Raw genomic sequence first — 13,632 nt, 5'->3', positions numbered from 1 at the left:
CTGGTTTGAAGTCATCTCCCCAGCGGCCCCTCGTCAAACCGTGCGTGCGGTTTTCCCGCACACGGCTTTCCGACTGTCTTCTTCCTGCCACATTACGGCGTCACAGGGCGTGCATACCGACTGATTTCATCCCCGGTTATCGACAGGCTGTATAATTTGAACAGCCCTTGATATTCGTAGAACCAGTTTGGCGGATGGTCCCTCCATCCTTTAGCCCGCTTCTTGTGTTTCTTCCTTAACATGATGCAAAGTGCCCATGTCGTGTAGTTTGCAATGCTCCGGAAGTGCATCCGGGAGTTACACATCCTGAAGTAGTTTCCCCAACCTCTGAGGATTGGGTTTATCTTCATTCTGATTAACACCGGCAGATCCCAGTGCTGACCTTTCTGTGTGACTTCGCGGATCTTGCGCTTTACGGTTTTCATTGATTTCGGTGAGGGGTAATAGTAGGTCTTCAGCTTTCCGTCCTTTTTGGACGGCTGCACTGCGAACCTGTGACCGAGAAATTCAAACGGTGATTTAGTCGCGTTAACGACTTTTGTCTTATCTGCGTTAAGTGTTAACCCAAGCCGACCCAATATCCTCCGGGCCTGCTCCAGATAAAACTTCGGTTGTTTTCTGCACAAAATGACAAAGTCATCGGCATAACGCACTAAATGAGCGTCATGCCATCGTTGGTTGAATCCCTGCTTTTCCCAGGCATGGTCAAGCCAGTGGAGGTACAGATTAGCCAGTAGTGGCGATATGACGCCTCCTTGCGGAGTCCCCGTATCGCTGCTCTTCTGACGAACGTCACCCATAACTCCAGCTTTCAGCCACATTTCAATCAGCTTCATGACCGGGCGGTCAATGACTCTGGTCCTCACCGACAACAGCAGTTTGTCGTGGGGAATGGTGTCGAAGTATGACTTCAAGTCGGCATCCACCACCCAATGACATTTAAAGTTCAGCCATTTATAGATTTCTCTTAGCGCCTGCTGCGCACTTCTGCGTGGCCGGAAGCCATATGAGAAGTCCTTGAAACTCGCTTCGAACAGCGGTTCTATGACGATCTTTACTGCTGCCTGTACTACACGATCTGCTATAACAGGTATGCCAAGCGGCCTTTCCTTTCCATCCGACTTCGGGATATAAACCCTCCGTACAGGCTGTGGAACATACCGTTTCGCAACAAGTTTCTTCTGGATATCCCGCAGGAAATTACCAACACCGATCTCTTTCTCAACCTGTTCGATCGAGAGCCGGTCGATACCCGGCGCACCTTTGTTAGCTCTGACCTGAGTCCATGCCATGCCTAAAACCTGGTTACTGCATACCTTGTCATACAGAACACCAAACTTACGTTTCGGATCCGCCTTGGCGGCCAGGTATAGCTTGCGTTGCAGTACTCGTACCTTTTCAAATGCCGTGTTTTGAGCTTTCGCAATCACGTAGTACCTCCTGCATCACCAAGCCTGACAGAAGCAGAGGCCCTTCCTTTCGGCTGAGTTTTGTTGTCTCAACCATCATCAGTACTATGGCCTCCTCCGACTCCTCTATCCCGCGTCTTTCCGGATTTCGGTGGACGCCTTATACCTTCAATTACACGGTGGGTTAAACCGCGACGGGTAGAGGTCTCGACTGTTCCGCTCGACACTTTCTACACATCCCATCTCCAATACCCCGGGTCCCTCATCCGGCTTCACGTGGTTAATTAATCCACCGGACTGCACTGGCCTTCGCCCCCATTCCAGAGGCTCGGCAAGACCACCCTACACCATACTCTTCCAGCATTACCGTATGGCTGACATTTACGAGGCGGATTTGAGTTCACTGTCAGTTACGGGCTGTGTATTTGCGCGCGCCCACTGTCTGGATCGGGGGCCACGTTTATCCGACGTTGTTCCCGCGTTTCAGTCACCATCCACACGTACGCCATAGCTACACGGTCAAATTAACCAACTACCGTGGCAGGACTCTCACCTGCAAGTAATCGAGCAGCTTTTCAGTCCACTCGGAAGGGTATGTCGTCGTCAATAATCCGGAGAACGTCGAAACCACGAACACAATGACGGTGCTGGACGTCAACGGCGAACGTTTCTACATCAAAGACGGCCGCTACTACCGCCACACCGTTGAGGGCGATTACATCGAAGTGCCTAGGCCGCCGGGCCTGTAATTACGGTCTTTCCTTCTTGCTGAGGGAAAAAGATCGGTTGTTCGGTACGAATACTGAGCCTGACCGGCTGGTCAGGCTCGAACCAGTTATTGGTCTGCACCTGCAGCACATCGTCCCCCACTCTCACCCGATATAGGTTATTCGTTCCCAGAAATAAGCGATCCTCTATCACCGCCGTGCCTTCCGGGTCCAGCGCCAGCGCGATTTCCTGCGGGCGCACCAGCCAGTCGCGCATCATCCCCGGCTCCAGCCCCAGCGAGCGCGCCGCATGATGCTCGCCCAGAAAGCTCTTCCACCCTTTGTCCCCCGTAATCTTCACCGGCAAATAATTGCCATAGCCCATGAAGTCCGCGGTGTAACGATTCACCGGTCGGTAATACAGGTCGGCGGAGACGCCCTGCTGAACCAGATGGCCCTTGCGCATTAGCATCAGATGGTCGGCGAAGGCAAAGGCGTCTTCTCTTTCGGTGGTCACAAACAGAGCCGCGATATGGCGCTGCTTCAGTAATCGACGCAGCTGCGTCAGCAACGGGTAGCGATGCTGGCTGTCTATGCCGGTGAACGGCGAATCCAGCAGCAAAAGCGAGGGGCGACAGGCCAGCGTACGGGCCAGCGCGCCCCGCAGGCACTGCTCTTTCGACAATTCGTGCGGGTAACGCTGCGCCACGTCCGTGACGCCCATTAGCGCCAGAGACACCTCCAGCACGCGGCGGGACTCGTCGCCGGGGATGTGCTGCATCCCGAAGCGGACGTTCTCCATCACGGTCAGATGCGGGAACAGCGCATCATCCTGAAACACCATCCCAACGGACTGGGAAGACGGGGGCTGGCCGTTGACGGGCGTTCCCGCCAGCACAATCTGGCCCTGCGTCGGCGCGATCAGCCCGGTAATCGCCTTGAGCAATGTGCTCTTGCCCTCCCCGCTTTCCGCGAGCAGGGAGACCAGTTCGCCTTCATGAATGGAAAAGGTGATGCCGTCCAGGACGGGATGAGAGGGGTAACCGCAGTGCAGTTCGCGCACCGACAAAATATCAGGTAGGGTCATGCGGAATTTATCCTTCCCTCTGTAGCAGACGATGAAGTCCTAATACCGGCGGCACGCCGAGCAACACCAGCAGAAACGCCGGCGCGGCGACCCATGGTAGTTGGTCGAATTCGGCAAAGCCAAACACATAGGTCGACAGGGTATCGACGTTGACGCGCTGCAACAGCAGCGAAGCATTCAGCTCCCGCAGGCTCTCGCTCCAGACCAGCAGCGCACCCACGAGCAGCGTACCGCGTACGGACGGAAACACGTTCAGCCATATGTTTTGCGCCGTTGAATAGCCCAGCGTTCGACTCATGGCATTCATGCCCGCCGGCAGTTGACGCAACTGCTGGTGCATCGGGGCGATGATGAGGCTGGCGCCCCGCAAACTATAAACCAGGATCAACATCAGCACCGAGCCGGACAAGACGCCCATCGCCAGCGGCATGCCGCGCGAATCGAACAGCATGAGCGCTACCAGCACGCCCATGCCCGCCAGGCTGCCCGGCAACACACGATTGAAACCCAGCCAGCGCAGCGGGTGCCGAAACGCGGGATTGTCCGCGGTCCGCCTGTCGAACAGATACAGCATCGCCAGTCCCAGCGAAATCAGGGTTGCGCATGTGGCCGCCAGCACACTATTAATCGTCGCCAGTAACAACGGAAACGTCCAGAGCGTGACCGTCGTCGTCAGCCAGTGGCGGGCCAGCCAAAGAAGCGGCACGCCGAACGCCAGCAGCACCAGTCCCCAACCGGCGGATAGCGTGACGCGGCGTAGCCAGACCGGCGCCTCGGGTCGTTCGACCGGGTAAGGCGATGCGGGACGTTGGTAACGCACTTGCCAGAGACGACCGTGACGCGCGATCGCGCCGAGCAGCACGATCAGCGGCAACAGCGCCAGCGCCATGCGCGCCGCCGCCCCGAACTGGGCCTTGTCGCGCCAGAAATCCAGGCTCGCTGTCGTCAGCGTCGGCACAGAAAAATAACTCGCCGCGCCGTAATCCGACACGGCTTCCAGCGCCACCACCGCCAGCCCCAGCCACAGCGTCGGGCGAAGCAAGGGAAAACGGACGCGAAAAAACATCTGTAGTCCAGGGGGACTGTGCAGCTGCCCGGACTGCATCACGCTCTCCGGCAGGCTCATTAGCGTGGCGCGCACCAGCAGGTAGAGATAGGGAAACAACGTCAGCGCAAGACACAGGCTGCAGCTGAGCTGACGAAGAGATTGGCTCCAGTCGAAGCCCCATCCGGACGGGCGGACGAACGAGAGCGCATAGAAGGTCTGCCGGACCGGACCGCCGAACTCCAGCAGTTCGCCGTACACGGCCGCCAGCAGATAGGCGGGCATGGCCAAAGGCAGCAGGAGCGCCAGGTGTAGCCAACGCTGTCCGCTGAAACGATAGCGGGCCATGATCAGGGCGAACGACAGCGCCAGCAATAAACTGATTGCCGCACTCTCCGCCATGATCGTCAAGGTGTTTCCCCCATAGCGCGACAACATCGCCCACAGGGAAGCCATGCTCATGCCCGGTTCAACCCCGGCCAGCACCGCTACCGCCGCTACAGGAAACAGCAGCAACCCCGCCAACCACCCGCTACTGACGCGCCAGATACTGAGATTCATAGGTAAAAGCATAAAAAAAGTTTCAGATAACACGATTAATAACAGAGCATAACTCAGCCGGCGTGAAATCAATCTGCGGGAAAAAGGCACTAATCCGGCTACTGGTCAATACTTAGCCTGACGGTCGGTCGAGGCCTGCGCGCCAGCGTTGATCGTGGCAGGCGGAGGACATCTTAACCGCATAATAAAACTTGGAATCCGCGATAATAACTGTGGTAACGTCTCACCAACGGCAGTATGAAACAGGTCTAACCATGAAAAAATCCGCACTGGCGCTACTCTTGCTGAGTCTGTTGAGTGTCTCCTCCGCCAGTAAAGCACTTAACGAATTTGAAGCCGAAGACCTTGCCGATCTGACGGCCATCTTCGTGTATCTGAAAAATAACTGCGGCTACCAGGATCTGCCCAATGAACAAATTCGACGCGCGCTGGTGGGATTTGCTCAGCAGAACCGCTGGGATTTGAGCAACTACAACACCTACGACATGATCAAACTGGGCGAATCCAGCTATCGCGATTTAAGCGGCATCGCCATTCCTACCCCCAAAAAATGCCAGTCATTGGCCCGAAATTCGCTCAGTCTGCTGGCGAATACCCAGTAATTGTCTAAATCCTCCGCACTGCGTGAAATTTGACCGTGCAAGCCTAATAAGAGTTAGCTATCATAGCGCGCCAATTTTCATGGCTGTTATCGCGGAGGAAGCACTAACATGTCCCAGAAAGAAATTTGGTATGAAACACTCCATGCCAACTTCGGTCAGTACTTTGCTGTAGACAGCGTGCTCTATCACGAAAAGACCGACCATCAGGACCTGATCATTTTCGAAAACGCCGCGCTGGGCCGGGTGATGGCGCTGGATGGCGTGGTGCAGACCACCGAACGTGACGAGTTTATCTATCATGAGATGCTGACTCACGTGCCCCTGCTGGCGCATGGCAATGCCAAACGCGTCCTGATTATTGGCGGCGGCGACGGCGGTATGCTGCGCGAAGTCTGTCGTCATCACGGCGTAGAACAGATCACGATGGTCGAAATCGACGCCGGCGTGGTGGAGTTCTGCGGTCAGTACCTGCCGAACCACAGCGCGGGCGCCTATGACGACCCGCGTTTCCGTCTGGTCATCGAGGACGGCGTGAACTTCGTTAAAGCCTGCCAGGAAAAATTCGACGTCATTATCTCCGACTGCACCGACCCGATTGGTCCCGGAGAAAGCCTGTTTACCTCCGGCTTCTATGAGGGTTGCGCACGCTGCCTGAACGACGGCGGTATTTTCGTGGCGCAAAACGGCGTTTGTTTCCTCCAGCAGGATGAGTCGGTCACCAGCCATAACAAGCTGAGCCACTACTTTAGCGACGTCAGCTTCTATCAGGCGGCGATCCCCACCTATTACGGCGGGATCATGACCTTCGCCTGGGCGAGCAACAACCCAGCCTTACGCCAACTGAACCCGGAACATCTGCAAGAACGTTTCGCCGCGACGGGAATCGACTGCCGCTACTATAATCCGGCCATCCACGTAGGCAGCTTTGCCCTGCCGCAGTATTTGCTGAATGCTTTGTCGGCCGCGCGCTGATCATCGCATCCATAAGGGGGTGAACTAAATTGCAAAAGCTGAAACTACATGGCTTTAACAATCTGACCAAGAGCCTGAGTTTTTGTATCTACGATATCTGTTATGCCAAAACGCCAGCCGATCGCGATGGATATATTGCCTACATCGACGAGCAATACAACGCGAACCGTTTGACAGAAATCCTGACCGAAACCTGTTCTATTATCGGCGCCAACGTCCTGAACATAGCCCGTCAGGATTATGAGCCTCAGGGCGCGAGCGTGACCATTCTGGTCAGCGAGGAACCCGTAGATCCGCGCGACGTGGATACCTCCGAACATCCCGGCCCGCTGCCGAATTCGGTTGTCGCCCATTTGGACAAAAGCCATATTTGCGTGCACACCTATCCGGAAAGCCATCCTGAAGGCGGTTTGTGTACGTTCCGTGCCGATATCGAAGTGTCCACCTGCGGCGTCATTTCCCCGCTCAAAGCGCTTAACTATCTGATCCACCAGTTGGAATCAGATATTGTGACCATCGACTACCGCGTGCGCGGATTTACCCGCGATGTGAACGGCGTTAAACACTTCATCGACCATAAAATCAATTCAATACAAAATTTTATGTCGGATGATATGAAGTCGCTGTATCACCTGATGGATGTGAACGTTTACCAGGAAAATATCTTCCATACCAAAATGCTGCTGAAAGATTTCGATCTGAAGCACTATCTGTTCAACGCCAGTCCGGATGCGCTGAGCCCAGACGAGCATCATCGGATTACCGATCTGCTGTACCGCGAAATGCAGGAAATTTATTACGGCAGAAACATCCCCGCCATGTGACCGCCAAGCCTAAGGGCGCCTGCCTTTAGGCTTTTCTAGCGCTTAACTTCCATAGAAATCCCATATATTGCGTGGTTGATATTTTTCACCACTATATCTAGTATTGCCTTTCAGAAGACGACACAACGTGTGCCACGGCGGGAGACCGCCATCGCTTCTTGAACGGGCGTTTCGCCCCCTTTTTTTGCGCCCAGAGGTAAATACGAATCATGAGCATTACTGTTTACAGCAAATCCAACTGCCCGCAGTGCGATGCCACCTGCCGGGCGCTCGACAAGCACCAGATTGGCTATAACAAAATCGATCTGACTCAGGACTCGCAGGCGCTGGCTTTCGTGCGATCGCTGGGTCACCAGCAGGCGCCGGTGGTCGTGGCAGGGCAGGAACACTGGAGCGGCTTTCGCCCGGACAAAATCCATGCGCTGCGTGCCATTGCCGTCTGAGGCCAACGCATGAATCCGTTGTTGATCTATTTCTCCAGCCAGTCGGAGAACACGAGTCGTTTCATCGACCGGGTGGGGCTCCCGGCCATCCGTATCCCTGTTCGGCCAAGTGCGGTAATGAAAGAGGTCACGCGACCCTATATTTTGGTGGTTCCCAGCTATGGCGGCGGCACGGTGATTGGCGCGGTCCCCCGTCAGGTGATCCACTTTCTCAACAACCCTTCCCATCGACATCTTCTCCGGGGCGTTATCGCCGCAGGCAACCGCAACTTCGGTGAAGCCTACGGTATTGCGGGCGACATTATCGCACGCAAATGCCAGGTGCCCTGCCTGTACCGCTTTGAGCTATCCGGCACCCCTGAAGATGTGGAAAACGTGCGTAAAGGAGTCAACCTTTGGCTACAGCAGAATCAGTGATGACGCGGCCCCTCGACAGCGGGCTCGACTACCATGCGCTCAACGCCATGCTGAACATTTACGATGCCGACGGCCGGATTCAGCTGGAGCAGGATCAGCAGGCCATCAGTCAGTATCTCGCTCAACATGTCGCGCCCAAAACGCAGCGCTTCGCCACGCTGGAAGACAAGCTGGCCTATCTGCAGGATGAGAATTACTACGAAGCCAACGTGCTGGCCCAGTACGACGCCGCGTTCATCAAAGCGCTGTTCCAACAGGCTTACGGCCACCAATTCCGTTTCAAAACCTTCGTCGGCGCGTTCAAGTTTTACACCAGCTACGCCCTGAAAAGCTTCGACGGTAAACGCTATCTGGAAGGGTTTGAGGACCGGGTCTGCCTGGTCGCGCTGACGCTGGCGCGCGGCGAAGAGACGCTGGCGCGAGCATTGGTCGATGAGATGATGACCGGGCGTTTTCAGCCCGCGACGCCGACATTCCTCAACTGCGGCAAGCAGCAGCGTGGCGAGCTGGTCTCCTGCTTCCTGCTGCGTATCGAAGACAACATGGAGTCCATCGGCCGGGCCGTTAACTCCGCGTTGCAGCTGTCCAAGCGTGGCGGCGGCGTGGCGTTTTCGCTGAGCAACATCCGCGAAACCGGCGCCCCCATCAAACGTATCGAAAACCAGTCATCGGGCATTATCCCGATCATGAAAATGCTTGAAGACGCGTTCTCCTACGCCAACCAGCTGGGCGCGCGTCAGGGCGCGGGCGCGGTCTATCTGAGCGCGCACCACCCCGACATAATGCGGTTCCTCGATACCAAGCGGGAAAACGCGGACGAGAAAATTAGGATTAAAACGCTGTCGCTCGGCGTGGTGATCCCGGATATCACGCTGCATCTGGCGCGTGAAAACAAAGACATGCATCTGTTTTCACCCTATGACGTTCAGCGGGTTTACGGTCAGCCGCTGTCGGAAATTGCCATTAGCGAAAAATATCAGGAGATGATCGATAACCCGACAATCCGCAAATGGACCATCAGCGCGCGTCAGTTCTTCCAGACGCTGGCCGAGATCCAGTTCGAATCCGGCTATCCGTACATGATGTTTGAAGACACCGTTAACCGGGCCAACCCGATCCACGGCCGCATCAACATGAGCAACCTGTGTTCAGAGATTTTGCAGGTCAACCAGGCGAGCGAGTATGAAGAAGATCTCACCTACCGGAAGATCGGGAAGGACATCTCCTGCAACCTCGGCTCGCTCAACATTGCGAATGTGATGGACGGCAAAGATATCGGCCGCGCGGTGGAGTTCGCCGTGCGCGGTCTGACCGCCGTCTCTGATATGAGCCAGCTCAACGCGGTGCCTTCCATCGCGAAAGGCAACGCGGATTCCCACGCCATCGGCCTCGGACAGATGAACCTGCACGGCTACCTGGCGCGGGAGGGCATGTATTACGGCTCGGAAGAGGCGCTGGACTTCACCAACATGTACTTCTATACCGTGGCCTACCATGCGCTGCGCGCCTCTAACCAACTGGCTATCGAGCGGGGCAAAACCTTCAAGGGTTTTGAACTGTCCACTTACGCCAGCGGCGCGTTCTTTGACAAGTATCTCCAGCAGGAATGGCAACCCGCCACGGAGAAAGTCCGTGCGTTGTTCGCCGACAACGGCATTCGCCTGCCTAACCGTGAAGACTGGCAGCAGTTGCGGAACAGCGTGATCGCGAAAGGTCTGTATAACCAGAACCTGCAGGCGATCCCGCCGACCGGCTCTATTTCCTACATCAATCACGCCACGGCCAGCATTCATCCCATCGTGTCGCGCATTGAGATCCGCAAGGAAGGCAAAATCGGGCGGGTGTACTATCCGGCGCCGTTTATGACCAATGAAAACCTGGCGCTGTATCAGGACGCCTACGACATCGGCCCGCAAAAAATCATCGATACCTATGCGGTGGCGACCCAACATGTGGATCAAGGGCTATCGCTGACGCTGTTCTTTCCGGATACCGCCACGACCCGCGACATCAACAAGGCGCAGATTTACGCCTGGAAACAGGGCATCAAAACCCTTTACTACATCCGGGTGCGCCAGATGGCGCTGGAAGGCACAGAGATTGAAGGCTGCGTATCCTGCGCATTGTGATTTTTATTGACGGAACTGACGCTATGAGCAAACTTCCCCCGCTGCGGGCGATTAACTGGAACCGGCCGCTGGACGACAAAGATTTGGAGGTTTGGAATCGCCTGACCGCCAACTTCTGGCTGCCGGAAAAGATCCCGCTGTCGAACGATATTCCGTCCTGGGCGCAGTTCACCGCGCAGGAACGCCAGCTGACGATTCGGGTGTTTACCGGCCTGACGCTGCTGGACACCCTGCAAAACACGCGCGGCGCGCCGTCGCTGATGCAGGATGCGATCACGCCGCACGAAGAGGCGGTGCTGTCCAACGTCTGCTTTATGGAAGCGGTGCACGCCCGTTCGTATAGCGCGATCTTCTCGACGCTGTGCCAGACCCGCGAGGTGGACGACGCCTATCTGTGGAGCGAACAAAACGAAGCCCTCCAGAACAAGGCCTCACTGATCCTGAAACACTACGAGCATGACGATCCGCTGATGAAGAAAGTCGCCAGCGTGTTTCTGGAGTCGTTCCTGTTCTACTCCGGCTTCTATCTGCCGATGTACTGGGCCAGCCGCGCGCGTTTGACCAACACGGCGGATCTGATTCGTCTAATCATTCGCGACGAGGCGGTGCACGGCTACTACATCGGCTACAAGTTCCAGCAGGGACTCAAACGCGTGGATGCCGCCCGCCAGGCGCAGATCAAGGCTTTTACCTACGAGCTGTTGCAAGATCTTTACGACAACGAGGTGGACTACACCGCAGCGCTGTATGACGACGTAGGTCTGACGGAAGACGTGAAGAAGTTCCTGCATTACAACGCCAATAAGTCGCTGATGAACCTCGGCTACGAGGCGCTGTTCCCGGCCGGCATGACGGACGTCAATCCGGCGATCCTGGCGGCCCTGTCGCCGAACGCCGACGAAAACCACGACTTTTTCTCCGGCTCCGGCTCGTCGTATGTCATCGGCAAAGCCGTCGAAACGGAAGATGAAGACTGGGATTTTTAATTCTCTACGCCACGACGCCTTCAACTCCCCATGGATTGAAGGCTCTCAAAAAGGAGAGTCATAAAACCGCGCTTCCCGCGATCCCGCCGCACGGCGAATTCAGCGGCGGCATTGGCTCTGAAAACCTCACTTCCCCATTCCTGACGCCAACCCTATCTGAAACCCGCGATGCCGCATATTTCCGGATCGAATGCCAACGCGAAGATCTTAACGCCGAACATCCACACCGAACCGACGATGATATCTCGATAGTCGCTTCAACGGCGCGCTTTCGGTCAGGCGTGAAGTTAATTACATTTTTCAATCACCTATCTCACTGTCCCATTTTTAACTCAAGCAGTTAATTTAATCCCAAAAGTGAGAATTATTAAAAACCAATAAAATAAAAAATGATATTAATCAATTAGTTAATAACTGGCATAAAACCTGCTTTATCAGCCCGAGTTTATTGGAATGAGTATGTCGGAATGGATATTAAAAGAACAATTGAAAAGGGGCGTATTAAACCTTTTTTAATCGCAGGGGGCGCGCTGTTCGTGCTTATTGCAGGGTATTTTCTGATCGGTTTTGATCCGGGAGGCTTCGAGGTCAGCGCTTCCAAACTATTGATGGGTCAGGTTAAACAGGGCGATATGGTCATCGAGGTTCAGGGCAACGGCATTCTTGCCCCGCGCAATGCAACCTGGATATCCTCCAATATCGACGGCATTGTCGAGTCCGTAAGAGTCAAACCCGGCACAGCCGTAGAGCCCGGAGACGTTATCGCGGTATTGGTCAATCCGGAGCTGATCCAGACCACGGAAGAACTGCGTTGGGAGCTTGGTGCGAAAGAGGCCGAAAACAAAGCGCTGCAAGGCCAGCAGGAAAGCGCTTATCTGGCCGCCAAGATAGCCATTGTCAAAGCGGAGCAGGAGTACCGTCACGCTAAACTCGAATATGACGTCGCGGAAATGCTGAATAAGCGAAACGATGGATCTGTCCCCCTTTTGGTCCTGCATCGCTCAAAGCTTGCCACCGAGCAGACCAGACAAAGCCTGATGTACACGAAAGAGCAGCTTGAAAAGCTGGCCGTCGTGCAGAAGGAAAATAAAGAGGCGGACGACGCGCGGCTCAGCAAATTGAAAAATATGTTGGCGCGGGCGGAAACGCAGATACGTTCTTTGACGGTAAAAGCGAGCGAAGCCGGTATTATTCAAGTAATCAATATTGAAGTGGGACAACACATCACCAATGGATTTAGCCTCGCTCGCGTCGCACGTAAGGACCAGCTCATCGCTGAATTAAAAGTGCCTGAGCGACAGATCCGAGACGTTGCGATCGATCAATCCGTGCTGATCAACACCCACACCAACCAGATCCACGGCAGAGTTTCCCGAATCGATCCCGCCGTCATCAATGGCACGGTGCAGGTTGACGTCGAGTTCACGGAACCACTGCCCAATGAAGCGCGGCCGGATCTCAGTATCGAAGGTCGCGTACAGGTGGCGAACCTGAAAAATGTGATTTACGCGCCGCGGCCTGTGTACGCCCAGAGCAATACCCCAGGGATCGTGTACAAGCTCTCGGCAGATGGTAAAAGTGCGGTAAAAGTACCCGTGACCTTCGGGATGGGATCGGCGAATGAAATCGCTATCTCGTCAGGGCTGATAGCCTCGGATCACATCATCTTATCGAGCTATCAATCCTGGGAACACGTCGATCAAATCAGCATCACTCGCTAATAAAGGATTCTTGTATGTCAGCAGTTGTCGAGCTTAAAAACATCAAAAAAGTGTTTTTTACTGAGGAAATGGAAACCCATGCTCTGAGTGATGTGAGCTTCACGATCAAACAAGGGGATTATGTTTCTATTTCCGGCCCGTCGGGATGTGGTAAATCCACGCTCCTGTCTATCCTCGGATTACTGGATAAGGCAACGGAGGGCGAATACGTGATTAACGGTCATAACGTCAATGAACTGACCGCAAAGCAGCAGGCGGAAATTCGTAACCTTGAGATAGGTTTCGTCTTTCAGTCTTTTAACCTGATAAGCGATCTGACTGTTGATGAAAACGTCATGCTGCCGCTCACCTACCGCAAGGGCATCAGCAACAAGCAAATGAAAGCCATGGCGGATGCCGCGCTGGAAAAGGTGGACATGAAACACCGGGGCCGACACTACCCTTCCCAGCTTTCCGGCGGACAGCAGCAGCGCGTCGCGGTGGCGCGCGCCATTGTCGGCAACCCATCCCTGCTGCTGGCGGATGAACCGACCGGTAACCTGGATTCGCGTAATGCCGATGCCGTGATGTCGTTGTTCGATAATCTTCATCAGGCCGGTTCAACCATCTGCATGGTGACCCATGATCCTCGTTCAGCAGCCCGCGCATTGCGACAAATAGAAATTTTTGACGGTATGGTGATTGACGACCATAAGCTGAAGCACCTCGCCAGAGTGGTTTAAGGAGAAA

12 protein-coding genes are annotated in these 13,632 nt (G+C 55.0%); 9 read left to right on the top strand and 3 right to left on the bottom strand.

What is annotated here, in order from left to right; all coding sequences use genetic code 11:
- Nucleotides 1-92 precede the first annotated feature (92 nt).
- The 3 genes from ltrA to I6N93_RS03795 form a co-directional block, all read right to left on the bottom strand.
- Nucleotides 93-1,430, bottom strand: coding sequence for a group II intron reverse transcriptase/maturase (ltrA, locus tag I6N93_RS03805; protein WP_085690274.1), 1,338 nt, complete (start codon nt 1,428-1,430; stop codon nt 93-95).
- A 708-nt stretch (nt 1,431-2,138) separates the two neighbouring features.
- Nucleotides 2,139-3,203: an ABC transporter ATP-binding protein gene (locus tag I6N93_RS03800; protein ID WP_085688659.1), complete on the bottom strand. Its 1,065-nt coding sequence runs from the start codon at nt 3,201-3,203 to the stop codon at nt 2,139-2,141.
- A gap of 7 nt (nt 3,204-3,210) precedes the next feature.
- Nucleotides 3,211-4,809, bottom strand: a complete 1,599-nt coding sequence (locus I6N93_RS03795; RefSeq protein WP_176222558.1) for an ABC transporter permease — start codon at nt 4,807-4,809, stop codon at nt 3,211-3,213.
- 254 nt (nt 4,810-5,063) lie between these two features.
- On the opposite strand from I6N93_RS03795, the gene I6N93_RS03790 reads away from it, so the two are divergent.
- The 9 genes from I6N93_RS03790 (at nt 5,064) to I6N93_RS03750 (ending at nt 13,625) form a co-directional block, all read left to right on the top strand.
- A complete protein-coding gene (locus I6N93_RS03790; protein ID WP_085688653.1) occupies nt 5,064-5,411 on the top strand; it encodes a YacC family pilotin-like protein in 348 nt (115 codons plus the stop codon).
- Nucleotides 5,412-5,519: 108 nt separating this feature from the next.
- Nucleotides 5,520-6,383, top strand: a complete 864-nt coding sequence (gene speE / locus I6N93_RS03785) for a polyamine aminopropyltransferase (RefSeq protein WP_085688650.1) — start codon at nt 5,520-5,522, stop codon at nt 6,381-6,383.
- A 29-nt stretch (nt 6,384-6,412) separates the two neighbouring features.
- Complete coding sequence (gene speD, locus I6N93_RS03780) at nt 6,413-7,207, top strand: adenosylmethionine decarboxylase (RefSeq protein WP_085688647.1); 795 nt, start codon at nt 6,413-6,415, stop codon at nt 7,205-7,207.
- Nucleotides 7,208-7,416: 209 nt separating this feature from the next.
- On the top strand, nt 7,417-7,650 hold the full coding sequence (gene nrdH / locus I6N93_RS03775; protein WP_085688644.1) for a glutaredoxin-like protein NrdH: 234 nt from the start codon (nt 7,417-7,419) through the stop codon (nt 7,648-7,650).
- A 9-nt stretch (nt 7,651-7,659) separates the two neighbouring features.
- Nucleotides 7,660-8,067: a class Ib ribonucleoside-diphosphate reductase assembly flavoprotein NrdI gene (nrdI, locus tag I6N93_RS03770; protein WP_085688641.1), complete on the top strand. Its 408-nt coding sequence runs from the start codon at nt 7,660-7,662 to the stop codon at nt 8,065-8,067.
- On the top strand, nt 8,067-10,196 hold the full coding sequence (gene nrdE, locus I6N93_RS03765; protein WP_099017442.1) for a class 1b ribonucleoside-diphosphate reductase subunit alpha: 2,130 nt from the start codon (nt 8,067-8,069) through the stop codon (nt 10,194-10,196). The genes nrdI and nrdE overlap by 1 nt, the downstream gene beginning before the upstream one ends.
- A gap of 23 nt (nt 10,197-10,219) precedes the next feature.
- A complete protein-coding gene (nrdF, locus tag I6N93_RS03760) occupies nt 10,220-11,182 on the top strand; it encodes a class 1b ribonucleoside-diphosphate reductase subunit beta (RefSeq protein WP_085688635.1) in 963 nt (320 codons plus the stop codon).
- A gap of 467 nt (nt 11,183-11,649) precedes the next feature.
- Nucleotides 11,650-12,903, top strand: a complete 1,254-nt coding sequence (locus I6N93_RS03755) for an efflux RND transporter periplasmic adaptor subunit (protein ID WP_085688632.1) — start codon at nt 11,650-11,652, stop codon at nt 12,901-12,903.
- A 14-nt stretch (nt 12,904-12,917) separates the two neighbouring features.
- On the top strand, nt 12,918-13,625 hold the full coding sequence (locus I6N93_RS03750) for an ABC transporter ATP-binding protein (protein WP_085688629.1): 708 nt from the start codon (nt 12,918-12,920) through the stop codon (nt 13,623-13,625).
- The last annotated feature ends 7 nt before the right edge of the window (nt 13,626-13,632 follow it).

Origin of the sequence: Lonsdalea populi (assembly GCF_015999465.1) — a bacterium.
GTDB lineage: Bacteria > Pseudomonadota > Gammaproteobacteria > Enterobacterales > Enterobacteriaceae > Lonsdalea > Lonsdalea populi.
Note: the sequence above shows the minus strand (reverse complement) of the source record. Positions and strands in the feature narration are given on the sequence as shown.

Coding starts and splice junctions, on each gene's coding strand:
- I6N93_RS03800 (WP_085688659.1), bottom strand. CDS start 3,203: ATGACCCTACCTGATATTTTGTCGGTGCGCGAACTGCACTGCGGTTAC.
- I6N93_RS03795 (WP_176222558.1), bottom strand. CDS start 4,809: ATGAATCTCAGTATCTGGCGCGTCAGTAGCGGGTGGTTGGCGGGGTTG.
- I6N93_RS03790 (WP_085688653.1), top strand. CDS start 5,064: ATGAAAAAATCCGCACTGGCGCTACTCTTGCTGAGTCTGTTGAGTGTC.
- speE (WP_085688650.1), top strand. CDS start 5,520: ATGTCCCAGAAAGAAATTTGGTATGAAACACTCCATGCCAACTTCGGT.
- nrdH (WP_085688644.1), top strand. CDS start 7,417: ATGAGCATTACTGTTTACAGCAAATCCAACTGCCCGCAGTGCGATGCC.
- nrdI (WP_085688641.1), top strand. CDS start 7,660: ATGAATCCGTTGTTGATCTATTTCTCCAGCCAGTCGGAGAACACGAGT.
- nrdE (WP_099017442.1), top strand. CDS start 8,067: ATGACGCGGCCCCTCGACAGCGGGCTCGACTACCATGCGCTCAACGCC.
- nrdF (WP_085688635.1), top strand. CDS start 10,220: ATGAGCAAACTTCCCCCGCTGCGGGCGATTAACTGGAACCGGCCGCTG.
- I6N93_RS03755 (WP_085688632.1), top strand. CDS start 11,650: ATGGATATTAAAAGAACAATTGAAAAGGGGCGTATTAAACCTTTTTTA.
- I6N93_RS03750 (WP_085688629.1), top strand. CDS start 12,918: ATGTCAGCAGTTGTCGAGCTTAAAAACATCAAAAAAGTGTTTTTTACT.